22 protein-coding genes and 1 pseudogene are annotated in these 21994 nt (G+C 69.0%); 14 read left to right on the forward strand and 9 right to left on the reverse strand.

Annotated elements, in window-relative coordinates; all coding sequences use genetic code 11:
- Positions 1-23: 23 nt before the first annotated feature.
- Entirely contained in the window at positions 24-1625 is a 1602-nt protein-coding gene (locus ACUYMY_RS08525; RefSeq protein WP_481703153.1) for an ABC-F family ATP-binding cassette domain-containing protein, read from the forward strand.
- Between the two features lie 14 nt (positions 1626-1639).
- Here ACUYMY_RS08525 and ACUYMY_RS08530 read toward each other — a convergent pair whose 3' ends face one another.
- The 4 genes from ACUYMY_RS08530 to ACUYMY_RS08545 are packed head-to-tail and all read right to left on the reverse strand — an operon-like array spanning position 1640 to position 3850.
- Positions 1640-2134 carry a YbaK/EbsC family protein gene (locus ACUYMY_RS08530; RefSeq protein WP_481705012.1) on the reverse strand — a complete coding sequence of 165 codons (495 nt, stop codon included), beginning with the start codon at positions 2132-2134 and terminating at the stop codon, positions 1640-1642.
- 59 nt (positions 2135-2193) lie between these two features.
- On the reverse strand, positions 2194-3108 hold the full coding sequence (locus ACUYMY_RS08535; RefSeq protein WP_481703154.1) for an SURF1 family cytochrome oxidase biogenesis protein: 915 nt from the start codon (positions 3106-3108) through the stop codon (positions 2194-2196).
- Positions 3108-3389: a hypothetical protein gene (locus tag ACUYMY_RS08540; RefSeq protein WP_481703155.1), complete on the reverse strand. Its 282-nt coding sequence runs from the start codon at positions 3387-3389 to the stop codon at positions 3108-3110. The genes ACUYMY_RS08535 and ACUYMY_RS08540 overlap by 1 nt, the downstream gene beginning before the upstream one ends.
- Positions 3386-3850, reverse strand: a complete 465-nt coding sequence (locus tag ACUYMY_RS08545; protein ID WP_481703156.1) for a DUF3099 domain-containing protein — start codon at positions 3848-3850, stop codon at positions 3386-3388. Before ACUYMY_RS08545 ends, ACUYMY_RS08540 begins: the two co-directional genes overlap by 4 nt.
- Positions 3851-4031: 181 nt before the next feature.
- On the opposite strand from ACUYMY_RS08545, the gene fabG reads away from it, so the two are divergent.
- Positions 4032-4757 carry a 3-oxoacyl-ACP reductase FabG gene (gene fabG / locus ACUYMY_RS08550; RefSeq protein ID WP_481703157.1) on the forward strand — a complete coding sequence of 242 codons (726 nt, stop codon included), beginning with the start codon at positions 4032-4034 and terminating at the stop codon, positions 4755-4757.
- A gap of 118 nt (positions 4758-4875) precedes the next feature.
- On the forward strand, positions 4876-5619 hold the full coding sequence (locus tag ACUYMY_RS08555) for an SDR family oxidoreductase (protein ID WP_481703158.1): 744 nt from the start codon (positions 4876-4878) through the stop codon (positions 5617-5619).
- 103 nt (positions 5620-5722) lie between these two features.
- Here ACUYMY_RS08555 and serB read toward each other — a convergent pair whose 3' ends face one another.
- Positions 5723-6598 carry a phosphoserine phosphatase SerB gene (gene serB / locus ACUYMY_RS08560; RefSeq protein WP_481703159.1) on the reverse strand — a complete coding sequence of 292 codons (876 nt, stop codon included), beginning with the start codon at positions 6596-6598 and terminating at the stop codon, positions 5723-5725.
- A 69-nt stretch (positions 6599-6667) separates the two neighbouring features.
- Between serB and ACUYMY_RS08565 the strand changes: the two genes are divergently transcribed.
- From ACUYMY_RS08565 to ACUYMY_RS08575, 3 genes are all read left to right on the forward strand, one after another.
- Positions 6668-7492, forward strand: a complete 825-nt coding sequence (locus ACUYMY_RS08565) for an ABC transporter ATP-binding protein (protein WP_481703160.1) — start codon at positions 6668-6670, stop codon at positions 7490-7492.
- A gap of 8 nt (positions 7493-7500) precedes the next feature.
- Positions 7501-8301 (forward strand): sulfite exporter TauE/SafE family protein, encoded by an 801-nt coding sequence (locus ACUYMY_RS08570; protein ID WP_481705013.1) that lies wholly within the window; start codon positions 7501-7503, stop codon positions 8299-8301.
- Between the two features lie 79 nt (positions 8302-8380).
- Positions 8381-9199 (forward strand): TrmH family RNA methyltransferase, encoded by an 819-nt coding sequence (locus ACUYMY_RS08575; protein WP_481705014.1) that lies wholly within the window; start codon positions 8381-8383, stop codon positions 9197-9199.
- Between the two features lie 254 nt (positions 9200-9453).
- On the opposite strand, the gene ACUYMY_RS08580 is transcribed toward ACUYMY_RS08575, so the two are convergent.
- On the reverse strand, positions 9454-10839 hold the full coding sequence (locus ACUYMY_RS08580) for an NAD(P)-binding protein (protein WP_481703161.1): 1386 nt from the start codon (positions 10837-10839) through the stop codon (positions 9454-9456).
- Between the two features lie 823 nt (positions 10840-11662).
- Here ACUYMY_RS08580 and ACUYMY_RS08585 point away from each other — a divergent pair.
- The 4 genes and pseudogenes from ACUYMY_RS08585 to ACUYMY_RS08600 all read left to right on the forward strand — a co-directional run.
- A pseudogene (locus ACUYMY_RS08585) lies at positions 11663-11899 on the forward strand (TrmH family RNA methyltransferase); the annotation flags it as partial.
- An 857-nt stretch (positions 11900-12756) separates the two neighbouring features.
- Positions 12757-13773, forward strand: a complete 1017-nt coding sequence (locus ACUYMY_RS08590) for a glycoside hydrolase family 16 protein (RefSeq protein ID WP_481703162.1) — start codon at positions 12757-12759, stop codon at positions 13771-13773.
- 257 nt (positions 13774-14030) lie between these two features.
- A complete protein-coding gene (locus ACUYMY_RS08595) occupies positions 14031-14612 on the forward strand; it encodes a carboxymuconolactone decarboxylase family protein (RefSeq protein ID WP_481703163.1) in 582 nt (193 codons plus the stop codon).
- Between the two features lie 5 nt (positions 14613-14617).
- On the forward strand, positions 14618-15517 hold the full coding sequence (locus ACUYMY_RS08600) for an RNA polymerase sigma-70 factor (RefSeq protein ID WP_481703164.1): 900 nt from the start codon (positions 14618-14620) through the stop codon (positions 15515-15517).
- Positions 15518-15583: 66 nt separating this feature from the next.
- Here ACUYMY_RS08600 and ACUYMY_RS08605 read toward each other — a convergent pair whose 3' ends face one another.
- The 3 genes from ACUYMY_RS08605 to ACUYMY_RS08615 form a co-directional block, all read right to left on the reverse strand.
- Positions 15584-16618: an AAA family ATPase gene (locus ACUYMY_RS08605; RefSeq protein ID WP_481703165.1), complete on the reverse strand. Its 1035-nt coding sequence runs from the start codon at positions 16616-16618 to the stop codon at positions 15584-15586.
- 529 nt (positions 16619-17147) lie between these two features.
- Positions 17148-17303, reverse strand: coding sequence for a hypothetical protein (locus ACUYMY_RS08610; protein WP_481703166.1), 156 nt, complete (start codon positions 17301-17303; stop codon positions 17148-17150).
- Positions 17304-17702: 399 nt separating this feature from the next.
- Entirely contained in the window at positions 17703-19169 is a 1467-nt protein-coding gene (locus ACUYMY_RS08615; RefSeq protein WP_481703167.1) for a MinD/ParA family ATP-binding protein, read from the reverse strand.
- Positions 19170-19561: 392 nt separating this feature from the next.
- On the opposite strand from ACUYMY_RS08615, the gene ACUYMY_RS08620 reads away from it, so the two are divergent.
- The 4 genes from ACUYMY_RS08620 (at position 19562) to lplAB (ending at position 21973) form a co-directional block, all read left to right on the forward strand.
- Positions 19562-19900 (forward strand): hypothetical protein, encoded by a 339-nt coding sequence (locus ACUYMY_RS08620; protein ID WP_481703168.1) that lies wholly within the window; start codon positions 19562-19564, stop codon positions 19898-19900.
- An 81-nt stretch (positions 19901-19981) separates the two neighbouring features.
- Positions 19982-20404: a ChaB family protein gene (locus ACUYMY_RS08625; protein WP_481703169.1), complete on the forward strand. Its 423-nt coding sequence runs from the start codon at positions 19982-19984 to the stop codon at positions 20402-20404.
- 145 nt (positions 20405-20549) lie between these two features.
- Positions 20550-20807 (forward strand): type B 50S ribosomal protein L31, encoded by a 258-nt coding sequence (locus tag ACUYMY_RS08630; protein ID WP_481703170.1) that lies wholly within the window; start codon positions 20550-20552, stop codon positions 20805-20807.
- A 107-nt stretch (positions 20808-20914) separates the two neighbouring features.
- Positions 20915-21973: a lipoate-protein ligase LplAB gene (lplAB, locus tag ACUYMY_RS08635; protein ID WP_481703171.1), complete on the forward strand. Its 1059-nt coding sequence runs from the start codon at positions 20915-20917 to the stop codon at positions 21971-21973.
- Positions 21974-21994: the final 21 nt, after the last annotated feature.

Raw genomic sequence — 21994 nt, forward strand, 5'->3', positions numbered from 1 at the left:
TCCTCCCGAAAGGCCTGCACCACGTGATCACCGTCTCCAACCTCGAACTCCGCGCCGGCGCGCGCCTGCTCATGGACGAGGTGAACTTCCGCATCGACAAGGGCGACAAGGTCGGCCTCGTCGGCCGGAACGGGGCCGGCAAGACGACCCTCACGCGCGTCCTCGCGGGGGAGGGGCTGCCCGCCTCGGGCACGGTGACGCGCTCGGGCGAGATCGGCTACCTCCCGCAGGATCCGCGGACGCCGGACATGGAGCAGCTCGCGCGGGACCGCATCCTCTCCGCCCGGGGGCTCGACGTCGTCGTCCGCAAGCTCCGCGCCGCGCAGGCCGAGATGGCGAGCGACGACGCCGCCGTCCAGCGCAAGGCGATGGCGCGCTACGACCGGCTCGAGGCCGAGTTCCTCGCGGGCGGAGGGTACGCCGCAGAGGCGGAGGCGGCCGCGATCTCGGCGAACCTCGCCCTCCCGGACCGGATCCTCAACCAGCCGCTGCGCACGCTCTCGGGCGGCCAGCGCCGCCGCGTCGAACTCGCGCGCATCCTGTACTCGGCGGCCGACACGCTCCTGCTCGACGAGCCGACCAACCACCTCGACGCGGACTCGATCGCGTGGCTGCGCGACTTCCTCAAGGCGCACCAGGGCGGGCTCATCGTCATCTCGCACGACGTCGAGCTGCTCGAGGCGACCGTGAACAAGGTCTTCCACCTCGACGCGAACCGCGCGGTCATCGACATCTACAACATGGGCTGGAAGCGCTACCTGGCCCAGCGCGAGACCGACGAGCGCGCACGACGGCGCGAGCGGGCCAACGCGGAGAAGAAGGCCGCCGTCCTGCTCGACCAGGCGAACAAGATGCGTGCCAAGGCGACCAAGGCCGTCGCGGCGCAGAACATGGCCAAGCGCGCCGAGCGGATGCTCGCCGGCCTGCAGGAGGAGCGCGCCTCGGACCGCGTGGCCGCGCTGCGCTTCCCCGAGCCCGCCCCATGCGGCAAGACCCCGCTCATGGCGGAGGGCCTGAGCAAGTCGTACGGCTCGCTCGAGATCTTCACCGACGTGGACCTGGCCGTGGACCGCGGCTCGCGCGTCGTCATCCTGGGCCTCAACGGCGCCGGCAAGACGACCCTCCTGCGCATGCTCGCCGGCGTCGACGCCCCGGACACGGGCGAGATCAAGCCCGGGCACGGGCTCAAGGTGGGCTACTACGCGCAGGAGCACGAGACCCTCGACCACGACCGCACGGTCCTCGAGAACATGCGCAGCGCTGCCCCGGACCACCTCGGCGACGCCGACGTGCGCGGCATCCTCGGCTCGTTCCTGTTCCAGGGCGACGACGTCGACAAGCCCGCGGGCGTGCTCTCCGGCGGCGAGAAGACCCGGCTCGCGCTCGCGACGATCGTGGCCTCCAGCGCCAACGTCCTGCTGCTCGACGAGCCGACCAACAACCTCGACCCCGCGAGCCGCCGCGAGATCCTCGGCGCGCTCAAGACGTACAAGGGCGCCGTCGTCATGGTCAGCCACGACGAGGGAGCGGTCGAGGCGCTCAACCCCGAGCGCGTCGTCCTGCTGCCCGACGGCGTCGAGGACCTCTGGAGCGCGGACTACCTGGACCTCATCACGCTCGCCTGAGCTGGCGTCCCGCGCTACCGGACCTCGAGCTCCTCGGCCCCGGTCACGCGGGCGAGGTCGTCGTACCCGATCGAGAGCATCGAGCGGTGGTCGCCGGCGCCCGCCCACAGGAGCGGGTACGCGCGCAGGTGCACGTCGATGAGGGTGCGCAGCGGGGCCGGGTGGCCCACGGGCGCGACCCCGCCCACGCGCTGGCCCGTGTGCTCGAGCACGAAGTCGGCGGACGCGCGCCGGATCTTCCCGACGCCGATCTGCCGGGCCACGTGGCGGGTGTCGACGCGCGCGGCGCCGCTCGCGAGGATGAGCAGCGGCTCGCCGTCGGCGTCGAACACGAGGCTGTTGGCGATCGCGCCGACCTCGCAGCCGAGCACCTCCGCGGCCGCGGCCGCGGTGGGCACGTCCTCGGCGAAGGTCCGGACGGTGTCGGAGAGCCCGGCGGCGACAAGAGCGCCGCGGACGCGCTCCACGGGAGAGCCCGCGCGCTCCACGGGAGAGCCCGCGCGTTCCATGGGAGAGCCCGGGAGGGAGTCGGGGACAGAGTCAGGCATGCGGCTGATCCTAGCCGGGCCTACTGGTAGCCCTGGGCATCGAGGATCGCGTCCTCTTCCTCCTCGGCGGTGGGCCGCTTCCGCTGCCGCGGCCCGAGCCGGGCCGCCCTCGCGGCGGCCCGCTCGGCGGCCTCGCGCGCGGCGCCCTCGTCCCGGCCGTCGGCGCGGGCGGCGGCGTGCGCCTCGGCGGCGTCAGCGGCCGCGTCGATCGCGTCGTTGCGGGCCTGCTGGCGCGCGGCCCAGCCGAACGCAATGAACATGAGGACGGCGAATGCGAGCCACTGGAGCGCGTAGGAGAGGTGCGTTCCCTCGTCCGGCTGCGGCTTCGCGAGCGGTGCCGGCGTCTGGGCCGCGGGCGGGTCCTCGCTCGCGAGCAGCCCGTATGCGCCCTCGAGGATCGGGTAGGGCAGCTGGTCCGCGTACCCGCTGAGGTCGATCGAGGCGAGCTGCCCCTCGGGCGCGCCGCGGTCGAGCGCGGGCTCGGCCGGACGCAGGCGCACGACGACGTCGACCGTCCCCGCGGGCGGGGCCGGCACGGCGTCCGGCCGGCCCGCCTCGGCGTTGCCGATCGGCAGCCAGCCGCGGTCCACGATCACGGTCTCGCCGGACTCGAGGCGCAGCGGCACGACGACCTCGTAGCCCGGCTGCCCGTTGAGCGGCCGGTTGCGCACGACCCGGGTCTGCTCGACGTCGTACGTCCCGCGCAGGGCGACCGGGCGCCACTCGCTCTCGATGTCGAACCGCCCGAACTCGCCCGCTGCCTCGGCGAAGGGCATCGGCGCGGCGTCGTAGTTCTGCTCGACGCGGTCGACGACGGCCCTCGCCTCGTCGAGGCGCGCGAGCTGCCAGCGGCTCAGGAACACGCACGCAACGGCGAAGAGGGCGGCGAGCCCGAGGTACATGAGCCAGCGGCGGGAGAACAGGAACCGGTACATCAGGCGGACGCCCCGGCGGGCGTGTCCAACGGGAGCGTCTCGCGCCAGAGCATGCGGGTGCGCAGGTAGTCCTCGAGCCACTCGCGGTGCTCGGCGCACGCGAGCCACACTTTCCGCCGCTCGGCGGTGTGGATCCGGGGGTTGTTCCACAGGAGCCGCCAGGACGCCGCCGCGCGGCAGCCCTTGCGGGAGCACACGGGCTGCTCCTCGGGCCGGTCGCCATTGGCGCGGTCGCCGCCGTCAGCGCCCTCAGGGCCGGGGATCATGTCCAGCAGGTTCACGCGGCGCCGTCCTCCTTGTCGCGGTATGTCGTCTCGTCTGTCGTGTCGCCGGGCTCGTCGTCGTCCGGTGCGGCGTCGCCCGGCTCGGCCTCGCCGTCGACCACCTCGCCCTGGATCGTCTCGGCGGCCGCCTCCGGTGGCGCCCCGGGACCGATCTCGGCGAGCGGCGCGGCGTCGACCATGTCGCCGTCGTACGTCTCGGCCTGGGTCTGCGCGTTCGCGATGACCACAGCGACCCACGGCAGGAACACCGCCCCGGCCACCGCGAGGAGCTTGAGCCACCCGTCGAGGACGAAGAGCAGCAGGATGCAGACCATGCGGATGCCCATGGCCACGGCGTAGCGGACCATGCGCTGGTGCATATCGACGCTGTGGCCGGGCTGGGCGGCGGTGATGCTGTGGACCTCCGCGGCGTTCCCGGAAGCGTCGTGGCCGGTGCGGCCGGCAGGATCTCTCGTCATCACACTCCCAAGCACTGTCCATTGTCCCACCGCGCCCGTCGGAGGGGCCAATCGGGGCGGGGACCATGGGCCGAGGGCCGGCTCGGGGCCCCTCGCCCCCGTCTCGGTGCCCGCGGCGGCTAGGATTCTGAAGTGAACCGGCGCCGATCAGAGGCGCCCCGACCCCTTCTCAAGGAGCACCGTGACCCTGGAAGCACCCTCCCCGCGCAGCGTCCTCGTCACCGGCGGGAACCGCGGCATCGGCCTGGCGATCGCGAAGGCCTTCCTCGCCAACGGGGACAAGGTCGCCGTGACGTACCGGAAGCCTTCCGAGCTGCCCGAGGGGATCCTTGGAGTCCAGGCCGACGTCACGGACGAGGCCTCGATCGACGCCGCCTTCAAGGCCGTCGAGGAGGCGCACGGCCCGGTCGAGGTGCTCGTGGCCAACGCCGGGATCACGAAGGACACGCTCCTGCTGCGCATGAGCGAGGACGACTTCACGTCCGTCCTCGACACGAACCTCACGGGCGCCTTCCGCGTGGTCAAGCGCGCGTCCAAGGGCATGATCCGCCTGCGCCGCGGCCGTGTGATCCTCATCTCCTCGGTCTCGGGCCTCTACGGCGCGCCCGGCCAGATCAACTACTCCGCCTCGAAGGCCGGCCTCGTCGGCCTCGCACGCTCGTTCACCCGCGAGCTGGGCTCGCGCGGCATCACGGCCAACGTCGTCGCGCCGGGCTTCATCAACACCGACATGACGGCGGAGCTGCCCGAGGAGACGCAGAAGGAGTACCTCACGAAGGTTCCCGCCGGCCGCTTCGCCGAGGCGGAGGAGGTCGCCAACGTGGTGCGCTGGATCGCGAGCGACGAGGCTGCCTACATCTCCGGCGCCGTCATCCCGGTCGACGGCGGCCTCGGCATGGGCCACTAGGCCCCGCCGCCGGTTCTGCCGGTTCTGTAGGTTTCCTACAGCTGGTGGGCCCTCATGCGCTGGCATGATGGACCCCGGACCTGATTCTTTTGGACGAGTGCGACAACGAGGAGTTCGGATGGGACTGCTGGAGAACAAGACCGCGATCGTGACGGGGTCGTCGCGCGGGATCGGCGCCGCGACGGCCACGATCCTCGCCGGCGAGGGCGCCAACGTCGTCATCAACTACCGCCAGAAGGCGCCGCGCGCCAACAAGGTGGTCGCGGAGATCGAGGCCGCCGGCGGCCGCGCCGTCGCCGTGGGCGGCGACCTGACCAACGCGGACGACGTCGAGGCGCTCGCCCAGGCGGCCATCGACTCCTTCGGGAGCCTCGACATCCTCGTGTTGAACGCCTCGGGCGGCATGGAGTCGGGCCTCGGCGAGGACTACGCGCTGCGGCTCAACCGCGACGCCCAGGTGAACATGCTCAAGGCCGCGGCCGAGCGCATGAAGCCGGGATCGCGCGTCGTGTTCGTCACGAGCCACCAGGCCCACTTCATCGACACCGTCCCGACGATGGACGCGTACGAGCCGGTGGCCCGGTCCAAGAACGCCGGCGAGAAGGCGCTCCGCGAGCTCGTCCCGTGGCTTGAGGAGAAGGGCATCACCTTCGTGGTCGTCTCGGGGGACATGATCGAGGGCACGATCACCGCGACCCTCCTCGACCGCGCCGCCCCCGGTGCGATCGAGGCGCGCCGCGAGGCCGCCGGGAAGCTCTACTCGGTCGAGGAGTTCGCCGCCGAGGTCGCGAAGATGGTCACGGCGGACGTCCCGACGGGCCACACGGAGTACGTCGGCGGGGCGGAGCACTTCCAGGCCTGACCCCTCAACGCAGGGGACATGACCCCTCAACGTTGAGGGGTCATATGCCTTTAGACGCTTGGCCAGTCCCTGGTTGAGGGGTCATGTCCCACCGGACGCGGGGTCAGACGCCCGCGAGGTGGCGGACGATGTCCAGGTACGGGAGGTCGATCGCCGCGTCCGCGGCCGCGCGGACCTTGGGCTTGGCGTTGAACGCGACCCCGAGCCCGGCCGCGCCGAGCATGTCGAGGTCGTTGGCGCCGTCGCCCACCGCGACGCAGTGCTCGAGCGGGATGCCGTGCCCGCCGGCCCACTCCCGCAGCATGCGCTCCTTGACCGCGCGGTCCACGACCTCGCCGAGCACCCGGCCCGTCAGGCGGCCGTCCACGACTTCGAGCTCGTTCGCGAGCGCGTGGTCGAGGCCGAGCCGCTCCGCGAGCGGATTGAGGATCTGGTTGAAGCCGCCCGAGACGACGCACACGACGTGCCCCGCCGCGTGGAACGCCTCGATGAGCTCCTCCGCGCCGAGGGAGAGCACGACGGCGGCGCGCACCTTCTCGATGACCTCGACCGGGAGCCCGGCGAGGGTCGCGACGCGCGCGTGCAGGCTCTGGGCGAAGTCGAGCTCGCCGCGCATCGCCGCCTCGGTCACCGCGGCGACCTCCTCGCGCTTGCCCGCGTGCTCGGCGAGCAGCTCGATGACCTCCTGCTGGATGAGCGTCGAGTCGACGTCCATGATGAGCAGCTTCCGCTCGGCCGCGCGCAGCGCGGCGGGCACGAGGGACGCCCCGAACCCGAGCCCGGCGAGGGCCTCGCGCGCCTCGCCCAGCCGCGCGCCGTCGAGCGTCACGTCCGCGGCCAGCACCTCGTAGCGCGAGCCGCCCGCCCGCCCGAAGGGCCCGACGCCGGCTCCGGCGCCCTCGAGGGCGCGGGCGGCCGCGGCGGCGTCGGCCTCGGACAGCGAGGCGGCATGGAGGACGGCGGCGAAATCTGCAGGCATAGCCCAAGATTCTAGCCAGCCCCTGGGCGGTTCGCCGTGGGCGAAGCATCTGCACTAGGGTCAGAAGTCATGAGCAATGTTCTCCAGCTGTCCAAGGTCAGCGTCGTCCGTGGGACGAAGACGCTGCTGGACGGCATCGACTGGCAGGTGCGCGAGGGGGAGCGCTGGGTCGTCCTGGGACCGAACGGCGCCGGCAAGACCACCCTCCTCCAGCTCGCCGCGGCCCGCATGCACCCGTCGCGCGGCACCGTCGACGTCCTCGACGAGACCCTCGGCAAGGTCGACGTCTTCGAGCTGCGCCCGCGCATCGGGCTCGCCTCGGCGGCCCTCGCGGCCCAGATCCCCGAGCACGAGAAGGTGCTCAACGTCGTCGTGACCGCCGCCTACGGCGTGACGGGCCGCTGGCGCGAGGCCTACGAGCGCGACGACGAGCGCCGTGCCTTCCGCCTGCTCAACGAGTGGGGGATGGGCCCGCTGCTCGGCCGCGTCTTCGCGTCGCTGAGCGAGGGCGAGCGCAAGCGCGTCCAGATCGCCCGAGCCCTCATGACGGACCCCGAGCTCCTGCTGCTCGACGAGCCCGGCGCGGGCCTGGACCTCGGCGGCCGCGAGGAGCTCGTGCACCGGCTCTCGGAGCTCGCCGCGGACGACGCCGCGCCCGCCCTCGTGCTCGTCACGCACCACCTCGAGGAGGTCCCGCCCGGGTTCACGCACGCGCTCCTGCTGCGCGACGGCGGGATCGTGGCCGCGGGCCCGATCGCCGAGACCCTCACCGAGGGCAACCTGAGCGAGACGTTCGGGATGGCCCTCGACGTCGTCGCGCGCGACGGGCGCTACACGGCCACCGCGAAGGACGGCGCCGCCGCCGCCCGAGCCGGTGCACCCGCCGCCTCCTGACTGTGGAGCTGGCTGACTTCTGGCGCGAGGCGCTCGTCTTCCTCGGCGGCCTCTGGGCCGGGACGATCAACACGATCGTCGGCTCGGGCTCCCTCGTGACGTTCCCCATCCTCGTGGCCCTCGGCTACGGGCCCGTGAACTCGATCATCTCGAATGCCATGGGCCTCGTGGCCGGGGGCTTCTCGGGCGCCTACGGCTACCGCCGCGAGGCCGCGAGCGCGAAGCGGACCCTGCTGCGGCTCCTGCCCGTCTCCCTCGTCGGCGGGCTCGTCGGGGCCTTTCTGCTCCTGACCCTGCCCGAGCGGGTCTTCACGTTCGTCGCGCCGGTGCTCATCGTCGTCGCCATCCTGCTCGTCGTGTTCCAGCCGCGGCTGTCCGCGTGGGCCAAGCGGCGGCAGGCGCTCGGCCACGTGCCGCCCGAGGAGGCCGACCACCAGCGGCTCCCTGCGGTCCTGTACGTCCTCGTCTTCGTCATCGGCGTCTACGGCGGCTACTTCACCGCGGCGCAGGGCGTCCTGCTCATGGCCGTGCTCGGGATCTTCTTCCACGGCACGCTCCAGCAGTCCAACGCGATCAAGGTCGTCCTGACGCTGGGTGTGAACCTCATCGCGGCCGTGTCCTACCTGCTGTTCGCGTTCGAGCGGATCAACTGGCTCGTCGTGCTGCTCATCGCCGTCGGCTCGACGATCGGCGGGTTCCTCGGCGCCGGGATCGGCCGGCGCATGCGCCCGGGCGCGCTGCGGCTCGTCATCGTGCTCCTGGGGCTCATGGCCCTCATCGACATGGTCTCGAGGCTTGCCCGTGGCTGAGAAGTCGCCGAACCCCGCCCGCGGGGCGGAGGCGCACGACGGCGCCGCCCCGCCCGCCGTCGTCGGCCCGCCGAACGTCGTGCGCCTCGAGAGCGCCGACGACCCACGCGTCGCCGACTACACCCAGCTCACCGACGTCCACCTGCGGAAGGTGCGCGAGCCCGCCGAGGGCCTCTACATCGCCGAGTCCACGCGCGTCCTGCGCCGGGCCCTCGACGCCGGGCACCGCCCGCGATCGTTCTTCCTCGCCGAGAAGTGGCTCGAGGGCCTCGCGGACGTGCTCGCCGCCTTTCCGGACGTCCCCGCGTACGTGGGGACGCCCGAGCTGCTCGAGGAGATCACCGGCTTCCACCTCCACCGTGGTGCGATGGCCGCGATGCACCGGCCCGAGCCCGTGCCGGTCGAGCGGCTGCTCGCCGACGTGGCTGATCGCACTCGCGGGCGGGGGAGGTCGAGGATCGCGGTCCTGGAGAACCTCACGGACCATACGAACGTGGGCGCGGTCTTTCGCAGCGCCGCAGCCATTGGCGTCGACGCCGTGCTGGTGACGCCGCAGTGCGCGGACCCGCTGTACCGCCGCTCGATCCGGGTGTCGATGGGGACGGTGTTCCAGGTGCCGTGGACGCGGATCGAAGCGTGGCCCGAGGACGTCGGGCTGCTGAAGGAGGCAGGCTACGTCGTTGCGGGGATGACCCTGGGGGAGGGTGCGATCACGCTCGACGAGCTGGTCGCCGAGGACGACGAGAACCTCGCCCTGGTCTTCGGCACCGAGGGTGAGGGGCTGACGCCTGAGACAGATAGGGTGCTCGACCGGCGGGTCACGATCCCGATGATGAACGGCGTCGACTCGCTCAACGTCGCGGCCTCGTCGGCCGTTGCCTTCTATGCGACCAGGTAGTGGCTTGGCCGGAAGTCGCATGATTCGATTCGGGTCACGACGTCTCGGCAACTGGACCCACCTCACTGCGGTGTCTGGGGAGAAGATTCCAACAATCAGCGGCCGAGCCGTCGCGGGGGGCACCGGCTGGTCAATCCTTCAACAACGTAAGGAACCCGCCCCATCGGGCGCGAAGCCGCAGCCGCCGGTCTGGTCTCGAGCCTGCAGCGCGCGTCTCACCGCCCCTCAGCGATCGCCGGCCGCCGATGGTCCGGTCACGCCGAGGCGATGAGGCGCGGGAGGTTGGAGAGCGCTCCGGCGGCATGGGCTCGGCTGCGCTCGCGAGCCTCTGGGAGGCGTGGGTCGTCGGCGTAACGCTCCAGCTCGGCGAAAGGGTACAGCCGGCTCGTGCGCGACCAGGCGGACACGGCCGGATGCTGGCCGCGAGCCCGGGCGTTCGCCATCAGCGCCGCGTAGGCGATGAGGAAGTCGACATTCCGATCCCAGAGGTGCAGCGGACGGCACAGCTCGTTCTTCTGGCCGTCGTCGTGGAGTTCGGCTTCGACGACGCCAAGCATCGCGTACTGGAACGAGACGGTGCCCCAGAACATCGGCTGAAGCGTGATGCGGCGAGGCTCGAAGATCGGACGGAGTGGCGGCCGGGCGAGCCCCGGCGCCGCGCAGTGGAGGTGCAGCGTGTCGTGTGTCGTGGGGATGATGCCCCCGTCGAGGATGATGCGGTCGCGCTCGACAGAACGCACGTGACCGAGGCGGACGACGTCCTTGATCTGCCGGAGGAGGGCGATTTCGGCTTCTCCGACGATGGCGCCGTGGAACATCGTGGGCGGCACCGAGGGATCGACCCGCAGCAGGATTCCCTGTTCGTCGAGCCGTGCAAAGAGATCATCAACCGTCGTCGCTTGGGCCATGGCCTCGATCTGCGCGGCGTTCGCGACGTACTGGTCGACGACGAGGTCGTGCGGTTGCAGGTAGCGTCGATTCGGCCACCATCCCTCGCGCGGTTTGATCCACGTGAGGTCGGCGGGATCCACACCCTGCTCGAGAAGCCACACACACGTGTCGAGGGCGGTCTTGCCCGCGCCGATCACCGTGAAGCGTCCGGCCGGGTGGGCGAGGCGGGCGAGCCCACCGGTGGGGATGCAGCGGACTCCCTCGGCCACGGCGAACGGCGGGGCGGAGGTGGCGGGGATGCGGCCCTCGAGGTACCTCGCATCCACCACGCGGCGGCGCACGGTGATGGCCACGGTGCGGCCGTCCAGGCGGGAGACGATTCGACCCTCGTCAACGAACTCGCACTCGGGCAGGTAGACGACACGACCGGTCGGCAGGAAGACCCGCGTCATCGCCTCTTCGAAGTGCGCGCAGATCTCGCTCGGGCCGGCCAGCTCGTACATGCCGGCGTTCGTGCCGCTGACGTCGCGCCTGTCGGCTCCGAATGGCACGGATTCGACGCCGTAGAGGTTGGCGGGCTGGTGCAGCCGAACGAACGGATATGCGTCCTGCCAGTGTCCCCCGGGCGCATGCCGACGATCGACGATCGCGACCGTGGCATTCGAATGCGCGAGGATCCGGTCGGTGAAGACCATCCCCGCTGTCCCAGCACCGACCACCAGATAGTCGGCTTCGATGCGACCGCGCACGCACTCACAGTAGACTCGGCTGGCTGCGCGGGGAATCCTCCGGTGCGCAGGTACGGTCGGGCAGGTCGCCGACCGGTTTCGCCCGGTCTGCGCCCGACCCAGCGGAAGAGCCGCTCGAGCGGGCCCGACTTCGTACATCACCGCCGCCATGCTGCGCGCTGCCCGATGGTCTTCACCGCCGTCGTGGCCGCCTTCATCCTGGACTCCATTACTGCACCTCGGCCCTGCCATCATCACCCTGCTCGACGCCGGTCCGGTGTTCCCAGCCATTTTCCGTTTCGACGCGCCAGGAGTCCCCTTCGAGGGCCAGAGAGCCGACATTGTGGCGAAACGCCTGATGAACGCCGAAACGGTCCGGATAGGCCTCAAGTAGGAAATCACCTGCAGCCCTGACGGGTAGCGTGGGTATTTCCGGGGGAACGGCCAATACTGAAGATGAGAGAAGCCCCTGGCGGTGTGGAGATGCAGGCGGTCGTAGTGGCCATGCCAGAACATGCCGATCCGGTCACCGCGCTCAAGAATGTTGGACGGATTTCCCTTGGCTTAAGACAGGCGTTCCCGTACTTCATTTCCTTGCTCTCGCCCTCTTCAGGCACGTCTTGCACTTCCCCGCCAATCTAGGCGCTGGTTCGGGCATTGGGGGAGGGGGCTTGCCGGAATCGCGAGTAGATCCACCATTGAGAAGGGGGCACAGTTCTTCTGGAAGGCATTCCCGTCTTGACGGATTCCTTGGGGCATGGCCCTTCAATCGGAGCAGCGTTTGGCGAGCTCGGGGGCCGATCGGCATGGCGCCGTCCCGAACTCGTCCGATGCGTGGTTCAACGAGGAGGCAGGCTACGTCGTTGCCGGGATGACGCTGGGGGAGGGCGCGATCACGCTCGACGAGCTGGTCGCGGAGGACGACGAGAACCTCGCCCTGGTCTTCGGAACAGAGGGGGAGGGCCTGACTCCGGAGAGGGACAGGGTGCTCGACAGGCGGGTCACGATTCCGATGATGAACGGCGTGGATTCGCTCAACGTCGCTGCCTCGTCTGCTGTTGCCTTCTATGGGACGGGGTAGTGGTTTGGCACGATTGCACCTATCGGACCGCGGTGCCAGGCACATTGTGGACCGACTTCGGGTGCACCCTGACGGGTTGTGCCAGCCAGCATGTTGTCGGGCCGATTGAGCGGCACTCCCTGGTCCTGGCGGCCGTCATGCGAATGTGCTGACCGCGTCACCAGACCCTGCTCCGCCCGACGGAAACTGGACGTGCTCGCGCTCTGCCGTCACATCCCACGACATGGCCGGGACTCGAGGGGGGAGTTAGCCCTCGCGCAACCCGCACGGGCCTTGCCACCGGCGGACTGACCCATTCATCCCCACCGGATCGACGAAGAGCCCGAAAACCCTCCACCTTGTCGTAACAGCGGTGTCGAATGCAAATTGCGTCGGCCATGTCGACCTCGTGTTTGCTTCCGCGTGGGCGTTCTGCCTAGCGTTGATGGACGTTTCGTGACCAAATTGTGATCACTGCCTAGCGCGGGCTGGAGATCTGGGGCTGTGTACGCGGCCAGCGCGCGAGTGCCTGGCCTGCGTTGACGACGAGCGCTTGGCGTCGTCGTCGAACTGCTGACCCCTGACTGTACAGCTGTTGTTGGCATGGTTACCGGGTCAGGGACTGCACCGCTGTGTGCACACGATGAAAACTACACATGGCCATGCCGGGGGAAGCAATGCCACGAATGAAGATTCGGGCGGCCCCCGGTGCCGCCGGAGTCCCGAAAGTTGGTTATCGCTCCCCGCCGCGTGGCAAAGCCACCGAGGTCTGAACTGGATTCGGCAGGTTCTCAGGAAGCAATGCACTGCCCACTGCGTCCTGTCCTGGTGGCTGCTTGCTACCGAAATACAAACCGAAGTGACCGGAGAGCTGCATCTTGAAATTCCGCAAACGCACACTTGCCTTGTTCACGGCAACAACACTGGCCGTGGGCGGGGGAGGCCTGCTTGCCCTGTCCGCTGCCCAGGCCGCCAATACCGCCCCAAAGCACGGCAGGGCCCTGGGGCATATCGCTGCGGCTGAGTCGTCGACGGCGACCCCCACTCCGACGTTGACGCCCACCTCTGCACCGACGCAGACCGCGACGGCCGTTCCCGCGCCGACGGCGACGTCGACCGCGACAGCCACGCCAACGTCGGCCGCCGCTCCGACGCCAACAGCAAGCCCAACGGGGACTGCATCCGGGATTTCCTCCACGGGCACCGAGGCCGCCCAAGCGCTGGGATGGGGACCCCTCCAGGCCGGCGACGAATTTAACTACACAGGCGCGCCGGACAGCACCAAATGGAGTGTTTACAACTCCGCGGGCCATGCAGGAAACGGTGTGCGTTCACCTCAGGCCGTCTCGGTGAACAACGGGATCATGACGATCAAGGGCGACTCCGCTGGAGTCACGGGCGGCATGAGCGCGAAATTTGCCCGCCAAAAGTACGGCAGGTACGAAGTCCGGATGCGCACCAGCGCCGCCGAACAGCAGTACCATGCCGTGAACATTCTCTGGCCCGACAACACCTCCGCCAAGTGCTCCGAGATTGATTTTGCGGAGCAAACAAACGATCTGGCAAATATCAGCTTCTTCCTCCACTACGGCTGCGCAACTGGCGTCCAGACCTATGCGAAGAAGCCCCTGGACATGACCCAGTGGCACAACTATGCGGTGCAGTTGTGCCCGTCGGGTGTCACCGGCTATGTGGACGGCCAGCTTTGGTTTAAGGACACTGACCCGGCGCACCAGCCGGACCAGTCCATGCACCTGACCATGCAGCTTGACTGGTTCCCGAACGGGCAGCCCACCAAGCCCTCCACCATGGATGTTGACTGGGCGCGCAACTACAGCATCAATGGCACGGGAAGCCCGGCCGCGGGCTCGCTTGCTTCAACCCCGCAGTGCTGATGCCGATTGCCAGCCCCTAGGTCTGTGGCCAAGCCGGGAACGAAAACACCCCGGGCCTTGATGAGCAGTTCACCAAGGCCCGGGGTTTTTCGTTTCCGGGGTGCTTTCCAGTCCGCTCAGGGCGGCCGATGGACGCGGTTCATCAGGTCGCGGCCAAACGCGTCGCTCTCCAGAGAGTTTCACGGCATCGCTGTCACAGATCGGGCGCCGCCGGTGTCTTCATGTCGTAGGACCCAGAACCGACCGCAGGAGGAGACATGACCACCAGGATCCCAGCCTCAGAGATCACCGGTTTCTACGGCGCCCTGATCAAGAGGCTCAGCGCGAAGATGTTCGGCAAAGTCCCGGAATCGCTGGGCATCATGTGGCACAACCAGCCCGTTCTCAAGGCATCCATGGGCTTCGGACAGAAGCTGCAGAAGTGGAACAGCTGCGATGAATCGCTGAAGTCCTACGCTCACATGGCCGTGGCCTCCCTCATCGGCTGCACGTGGTGCCTCGACTACAACTACTTCATGGCGCACAATCGGGGCCTGGACCTGGAGAAGGCCCGGCAGATCCCATGCTGGCGAGATTCCGACGTCTTCACGCCTCTGGAGCGGGACGTCCTCGAGTATGCCGAGGCCATGAGCGCCACGCCCGTCTCGGTGACCGACGGGCTGTCGGCCCGGCTGCTCGAGCAATTGGGCGCGCCGGCGCTGATCGAACTGACCAGCGTCATCGGCTTCGCCAACCTCACGACCCGCAGCAACGTGGCCCTCGGCATCGAATCCGAAGGGTTCGCGGATTCCTGCGAGCTGAAGCCGCTCGCAGCGCGTACTGGCCACGGAGTAGCGTGAGCGGAATGAGCAGCCTCGCCGCCACTGACAGGGCGGACCCGTTCGTCGCCCACCGCAGCCTGCTCTTCACCGTCGCCTACGAGATGCTCGGTTCCGCCGCGGATGCCGAGGACGTGGTGCAGGAGGCCTGGCTCCGGTGGGCTGAACTGGACTCCGACGTCCGCGCGGGGGTCCGCGACCCGCGGGCTTACCTCGTTCGCACCGTCACCCGCCAGGCGCTCAACCGCCTCCGCACGCTGGCGCGACGGCGGGAGGATTACGTCGGGGAATGGCTGCCCGAACCGCTGCTCACCGTGCCGGATGTCGCCGAGGACGTGGAACTGGCCGAAAGCGTCTCGATCGCCATGCTCACGGTTCTCGAATCGCTCACCCCTGTGGAGCGGGCTGCCTTCGTCCTGCGGGAGGTTTTCGACGTGCCCTACGAGGAGATTGCCGAGGCCGTGGGAAAGTCAGCGGCAGCCGTGCGCCAGATCGTCAGCCGTGCGCGCTCTCATGTGGCGGCCCGGCGCCCCCGCATACGCGTGGACCGCACTGAGCAGCAGGAGGTCCTCGAACGGTTCCTGAAGGCGGTCACCACCGGGGATGTGCAGGGCTTGATGGACGTGCTGGCCCCCGACGTCGTACTCATCGCCGACGGCGGCGGCCTCGCCCAAGCGGTTCGGGTGCCGGTGTACGGAGCGAAGAAGGTGACAAATCTTCTGCGGCCCTTCCCAGAGGCCGCGCGCAACCCGAAAATCGCTCTGCTCTGGCTCAACGGCGGGCTCGGCATCCGGATCGACGACGAAGCGGGCGGTCCGTCACTCATCAGCCTGGTGGTGGAGGACGGCAGGATCGCGCGGATCTTCGCCATGCGGAACCCGGACAAGCTCGGCCACTTGGAGGAGGAGACCCGGCTGGTCCGGTAGGCGCTCACCGAGCAAGCTTGGCGTGGGTACGAAAGCTGTCCTGCGGTTGCGCGACGGTGGAACGGGTCAGACCAGCCAGCGCCACCAGCGTGACTGCTCCGGTTCCGGCGTCGGTTCCGGGTCCGGCTGCTCGCCCAAGGCCAGCGCGGCCTCGAGGATGTCGTCGGCGGTGAGCGTCATGACGGCCTCACGGTCGAGCGCGTCGAGACTTTGTCCCTCGGTGAGCGACAGCCGCAGCGCCTGTCGGTTGAGCGCCTGCTCGAACAGCGTGCGCGCGAACCGGGCGTTGCCGGAGTCCTCGCCCGCATGGAGCCCGGAGAGGATGCGGCGCAGTATCTGGTCCGCACCCGGCTCCAGCGTGTACTCGTGCTGGGCGAGCATCCGGTGGAAGATCGTCGCGAGTTCGTCGACGGAGTAGTCGGGGAACGTGATCTCGCGGGCGAACCGGGAGCGCAGTCCGGGGTTCGAGAGCAAGAAGGACTCCATCAGCCGCGGGTACCCGGCCACGATCACGACCAGGCGGTGGCGGTGGTCCTCCATCCGCTTGAGCAGGACCTCGATCGCCTCGGGGCCGAAGTCCATCCGGCCGTCCTCCGGGGCCAGCGCGTAGGCCTCGTCGATGAACAGGACGCCGTCCAGCGCACGCCGGATCACCCGGTCCGTCTTGATGGCAGTTGCGCCCACGTACTGCCCCACCAGGCCCGAACGGTCGACCTCGACCAGGTGGCCCTTCTGCAGCAGACCAACCGCGCGGTACATCTCGGCCAGGAGCCGCGCCACGGTGGTCTTGCCCGTGCCCGGGTTGCCGAGGAACACCAGATGCTGTGATGTGGCCACCTCCGGCAGGCCGTGCGCTTTACGGCGGGCCTGGACCTGGAGCAGTGCGACGAGGGCCCGCACCTGTTCCTTCACGGTCTCCAGTCCGACCAGCGCGTCGAGCTCGGCCTGCACCTCGGCCAGCGGCCGAGCCGGCCCGGGCCTCGCCCCGATGAGCTCGCCGACCAGGTCGTCGACGCGCTCCGAACCGGGCAGCTTGAGCTGATCGGCCAGACGGGCGATGGTTTCGCGCAGGTCGTCGAGCGGATGGCGGCTGGGAGCCATGCATCCACTGTAGTACGCGGTACAGGCACTGCAGTCAGATGCGTGAGGTGTTCCAAATATCGGTCGTCGCTCCTGAGAAACGAGGGCGTTCGAGGATTTCAGTGCTTGAAAGACTCACCGATCCACAAATGTAGGGGCGGTTTGGGCACTGTCTTCCAGATGCCATGGACGCGGATCGCGAGTTATGGCCCGAGGACGTCCGGCTGCTGAAGGAGGCAGGCCACGTCGCGCCGGAGATGATGCTGGGGGAGGGGTCGATCACGATCGACGAGCTCGTGGCCGAGGGCCGCGGCGTCAGGCGAGAAGATTTCAAATTTCCATGGGTCAAAACCGGGACGACTTTTGGCGTTTCCGCACGTCAAAATCCCCTTTCCGCTACACACCTCGGACTAATACCCATCGACGACGTGCGACGACAACACGACGGGATCGTCACGGTCGTCCGAAAGCCACCCGCACACGCTGAAAGTAGCTGCTGGTCACCGCACGATGATCCCGCGCGTATCACCACCCCTATGGGAGCCGCGGGCTAATACCAATATCGGCGCCCGCCGATGGGGCGGTTCATCGCGCCGAGAATAAGCAGGATGACGCCGATGATCAGCACAATCCAGCCGATGGTGGTGAGGATGCCGATGCCGAGAAGCCAGCCGGCGATCAGCAGAATAACTCCGAGGACGATCATTTCGTTCCTTTCGCAATGTCGCGGAAGAGCGTCCCCCACTTGACTCTGTGGCCGAGCCACATGGGAGTAGACGTTAGGGTAGGTGGTCGGGGGCGCGGGGGGAACAGCTGGATGATTCATGCTGCTTGGGGGTCGGGCAGCCCCCAGGCAGCTGGCAAACGCGAGAGACAGCGGCAGCGCCCGAGCGCGTCGGCAGCGCCGTTCAGGAGAGCGGCCTGCCATTCACGTGGCGCAAGCTCACGGTGAATTTCTGCCGAAGCGGGGACAGGCTTCGAAGAAGTCGACGAGGAAGACGTCAGCTGACGAAAACAGCCCAGCCATGCGCCGCGGCCACCTGTTTCGCGCGGCCACGCGCTTCGCAATGTCGAGCCCGCGTGAGCGGCCTGCGTCAGCTCCCTCTCAGAGGCCGTCCACGATCGCTGCCGTGGCCTCGAGATATGCCTCCTGAGTTGCGGGGGCGAGATTCTCGAAGATGATGTCCGCTCCATCGTCGAGGGCCTCGTCGTAGGGGGCGACGACGATCTTGCGCACGTAGTGGCTGAAGTGCTCGCGGATGCGGTCGAGCCGCTCCTCGTTGGCCGCGAGGCGCGCCGCGCGGTTCTTGGACGGGACCGGGGGCTGGGTCACAAGCAGGATGCCGCGGCCGAGCTTGTCGGCGAAGCCCATCTCGACGAGCGTGTCCACTGTCGCAGCGAGGGTCTTCGAGGAGTCCTCCTTGTTCATGGCGACCAGCACGATCTCATCCGCGATCTCGACCGCCGCCTGCCACGTCCCCGCGGTCGACGCATTGCCGGTGTCGACAAGCGCGAGGTGGTAGAACTGCCGCAACACCGAGTGGAGCCGCACGAACGCGCTGCCGTCGATCACTTCCTTGTCCCCGGCCTGGTTCTGCGACGCGAGGACATGGAACTTGTTCTCGCCCTGGGCGCGCACGAAGTTGACGAGCTCGTGGGCATTCGAGGGCAGGGCGAAGCTCTCGATGTTGGCGAGGAGGTCCGCGGCCGTGTGGTCGTGGCCCGCCTGCTGGGCGCGGTCGCCGAGCGTGCCCTTGTTCTCGTTGTTGTCCCACGCGAGCACGTTGCCGCCGCGGATCCGGCCGAGCGTCGCGGCCGTGAGGTAGCAGCTCGTCGTCTTCGACGCCCCGCCCTTGAGGTTCACGAACACGACGCACTTGTGGCCGGCGAGGCCCCGCTGGACCGAAGCGCGCCACTCGCGCCGGGCCATCTCGCGTTCCCCCGGTGGGAGCCGCAGGGCGCCGCCCGAGAGCATGTTGACAGTGCCCTGCCATCCCTCGCGCGCCGGGCTCTGCGGGATCGGCGGCCGCGAGGCGGCAAAGTCCGCCGCGGTCGGCCGGCGGCGGCGCTCGCGCAGAGGGGCTTCGTCCGGCGCGGCCGGCGCGGCCACGCGAGCGGGAGACGCGGCCTGGGGCTCGGCGGTCCGTTCCGCCGCAGGCGGCTCCTGAACTACGACGGCGTGACTGGCCGCGGCCTGGCTCGGGGCAACGTGACTCGCGGCAAGGTGGCTGGGCTCTGGATCACGGGGTTCCGCGTGGCCGGGCGCCGCGTGGGCCGGAGCATGGGCGGGCGCGGGCGGGACGCTCACCGAGGCCGCCGGGCCGGCGGACCCGAAGGGCGCGTCAACCTCGGAGTGGCCGTTCGCGTGCACGAGCATGCGCTGCTCGCCAGCCGGTTCGGACACCACGAGATGGACGGGCCCATCGATCGCCGCCGCGGTGGCGACGGCCGTGTCGTGGAGCGACCGCCGAGCCGCCTCCAGACTGGCGTAGTCGGCGCTCCACGTCTTGCCGTCGGATCCGGTGATGCGTGCCTCACCCGAGGCAGAAAGCACAGCGCTGATCTGGGTCATCGGTCCCTTTCTCCTTCGCGCGGTGGACGCCCATTGCCCCCATCACATCCACGCGGAACGGCAGCAGCACCCCCACACGGTGGAACAACCCGCCAGTGCCGGATTCTTGCAGATTTCGTCCGGCGGCGCATACAGAGACTAATGGCGTGGCACGGACCTGCGGCAGTGCTCGGCGTGCACTGCGTCATCGCGCCGCTGCCGAGTGTCGGAGCGGTGGAGCGGCGAGTACTGGCGTGCGGAACCGGAGAGTACTGCCCTGGCGAGGACCTGGAGGCAACGCGTAGGGGCTACTCGTGACACCCCCTTCGCCGGATCCTACGCTCAACGGCAAGGGCGGAGCCGGGAGCACCGTGACGGGCCCGAGGGGCCGAAAGAGAGAGGCAGCAGGAGCTGTGAACACTGAACTGGCCGCCGCCGATCCGCTCCGCAAGCTCGCGCTGATCGACTACCAGTGGTCGCCCAAGGGCGGCACAGACTGGAAGCTCGTCATCATTGGCCGCGACGACCGCCACGTGTGGCGAGTCATGGTCAAGCGGGACTACTACGAGCACCAGTCCTGCGCGAGAGCCGAGATCGGCCTCCCGGGAGGCGGGTGGACCGAGCAGTACACGATGGACGTCTCTTCCTTCTGGAACCGGACAGGCCGCGCGGTCCACATCTCTGAGGCCGAACCACACGCTCGCCAGATCGCTGCAGAAGTCCTGTCCATCGCGCTGCGGACGCTGGTCTAGCCCAGTCCGCGTAGCCCGTCCCGCCGAGGGTATGAGCCCTACAGAAGCAGGCTCTGCCGTATCGACGAAACGGAGGACGCGATGCCGAAGACAGACAAGAGCGGAAAGGCGAGGAAGGACGAACTCCCCTCGACCATTCAGCGCTCCGGTAGAAAGGCCCAGCAGACCTTCGCGAAGGCCCACGACTCGGCCGCGGAGACCTACCACGACGAGGAAAGGGCCCATCGCGTCGCGTACTCGGCCTTGAAGCATACGCACGAGAAGGTCGGCGACCACTGGGAGCCCAAAGAAGGCAGGGGCCCGTCCGACGAACAGGCCAAGGGCGGCAAGACGACGCAGCGTGAAACCCATGGCGGCGTCGACGCCAATGCCTCGAAGAAGCACCTCTACGATCTCGCCAAGAAGCTCGACGTGCCGGGCCGTTCGCACATGACGAAGGATCAGCTGGTCGAGGCGTTGGAGAAGGCGAACAAGAAGAAGACGGCGCAGAGCCGCAAGGACTAGACGGCCGACGGCGTTCACCCGGCTCGCGCGCGGAACCCGGGCGAATCCCGGGGCGGCTAGCTGGTAGCATTGACTGCTGGCCCCCAAACGGGGGCGTTCACACCTTGCCCCTGGCAAAATCCAGGAGCAGCAGAAAGGTCCCACTGTGAAGTCTGACATCCACCCGAAGTACGAGGCCGTCGTGTTCCACGACCTCGCTTCCGGCAACAAGTTCCTCACCCGCTCCACGGTCTCCTCTGACAAGACCATCGAGTGGGAGGACGGCAACACGTACCCGGTCATCGACGTCGAGATCTCCTCGGAGTCGCACCCGTTCTACACGGGCAAGCAGCGCATCATGGACGCGGCCGGCCGTGTCGAGCGCTTCAACGCGCGCTTCAAGAACTTCGGCAAGAAGGCCTGACCAGGCCTCTCCCGCCACGGAAGGCGCCGCCCCGCAGGGGGCGGCGCCTTCCGCACGTTCGGGGGAGGGCTGACGCCGGCGGCACCGGGCGCGGCTAGTCTGGAGCCGTGGCTGACTATCACGGCGAGTACAAGGTGCCCGGCGGGAAGCTCGTGGTCGCGGACCTCGCCGCCGAGGACGGGCTCATCACGGCCGCGAGCATCAACGGGGACTTCTTCCTGGAGCCCGACGAGGCCCTCGCGGACATCAACGGCGCCCTCGTCGGGCTCTCGAGCCACGCGCCCAACGCGGTGATCAGCGCCGCGGTTGCCGACGCCGTCGGCCCCACCGCCGTCATGTTCGGGTTCGACGCCGACGCCGTCGCGGTCGCCGTGCGGCGCGCGCTGGGGCACGCGACGACGTGGGCCGACCACGAGTGGGAGGTCATCGGCCCGACCAGGCTGCCCATCGTCGAGCAGGTCGCGCTCGACGAGGTCCTCACGCGCGAGGTCGGCGACGGCCGGCGCAGCCCGACCCTCCGGCTGTGGGACTGGGACGAGCGCTCGGTCGTGATCGGCAGCTTCCAGTCCTACCGCAACGAGGTGGACCCTGACGGCGTCGCCCGGCACGGCGTCACGGTCGTGCGGCGGATCAGCGGCGGCGGGGCCATGTTCATGGAGGCCGGCAACTGCATCACGTACTCCCTGTACCTCCCGGCCTCGCTCGTGGACGGCCTGTCCTTCGCGGACTCGTACCCGTTCCTCGATGCGTGGGCCATGGAGGCGCTCGCGTCGGTCGGCGTCAAGGCCTTCTACAAGCCGCTGAACGACATCGCGACCGAGGCGGGGAAGATCGGCGGCGCAGCACAGAAGCGGCTCGCGAACGGTGGGGTGCTCCACCACGTGACCATGAGCTATGACATCGACGCGGCCAAGATGACCGAGGTGCTGCGGATCGGCCGGGAGAAGATCTCCGACAAGGGCATCGCGAGCGCCGCGAAGCGCGTCGACCCGCTCAAACGGCAGACCGGCCTCTCCCGCGAGGGGATCATCGGGGCCATGATGTCCAGCTTCGAGGCGCGCTACGGGGCCACGCGCGTAGACCTCTCCCCGGCCTCCCTCGCCGACGCGCGGGAGCTCGCCGCCCGCAAGTTCGCGACGCAGGCGTGGACGCATCGCGTCCCCTAGCCTGGGTGGCCCCAGTTGGCA

The organism is Sinomonas sp. T428B, from assembly GCF_056780155.1.

Excerpts from the sequence above, each read along its gene's own strand:
- ACUYMY_RS08615 (WP_481703167.1), bottom strand. The coding sequence starts at position 19,169 with ATGACCCAGATCAGCGCTGTGCTTTCTGCCTCGGGTGAGGCACGCATC.
- ACUYMY_RS08595 (WP_481703163.1), top strand. The coding sequence starts at position 14,031 with ATGACCACCAGGATCCCAGCCTCAGAGATCACCGGTTTCTACGGCGCC.
- serB (WP_481703159.1), bottom strand. The coding sequence starts at position 6,598 with ATGCCTGCAGATTTCGCCGCCGTCCTCCATGCCGCCTCGCTGTCCGAG.
- ACUYMY_RS08605 (WP_481703165.1), bottom strand. The coding sequence starts at position 16,618 with ATGGCTCCCAGCCGCCATCCGCTCGACGACCTGCGCGAAACCATCGCC.
- ACUYMY_RS08600 (WP_481703164.1), top strand. The coding sequence starts at position 14,618 with ATGAGCAGCCTCGCCGCCACTGACAGGGCGGACCCGTTCGTCGCCCAC.
- ACUYMY_RS08555 (WP_481703158.1), top strand. The coding sequence starts at position 4,876 with ATGGGACTGCTGGAGAACAAGACCGCGATCGTGACGGGGTCGTCGCGC.
- ACUYMY_RS08530 (WP_481705012.1), bottom strand. The coding sequence starts at position 2,134 with ATGGAACGCGCGGGCTCTCCCGTGGAGCGCGCGGGCTCTCCCGTGGAG.
- ACUYMY_RS08610 (WP_481703166.1), bottom strand. The coding sequence starts at position 17,303 with ATGATCGTCCTCGGAGTTATTCTGCTGATCGCCGGCTGGCTTCTCGGC.
- ACUYMY_RS08545 (WP_481703156.1), bottom strand. The coding sequence starts at position 3,850 with ATGACGAGAGATCCTGCCGGCCGCACCGGCCACGACGCTTCCGGGAAC.
- ACUYMY_RS08565 (WP_481703160.1), top strand. The coding sequence starts at position 6,668 with ATGAGCAATGTTCTCCAGCTGTCCAAGGTCAGCGTCGTCCGTGGGACG.
- ACUYMY_RS08535 (WP_481703154.1), bottom strand. The coding sequence starts at position 3,108 with ATGTACCGGTTCCTGTTCTCCCGCCGCTGGCTCATGTACCTCGGGCTC.
- ACUYMY_RS08625 (WP_481703169.1), top strand. The coding sequence starts at position 19,982 with ATGCCGAAGACAGACAAGAGCGGAAAGGCGAGGAAGGACGAACTCCCC.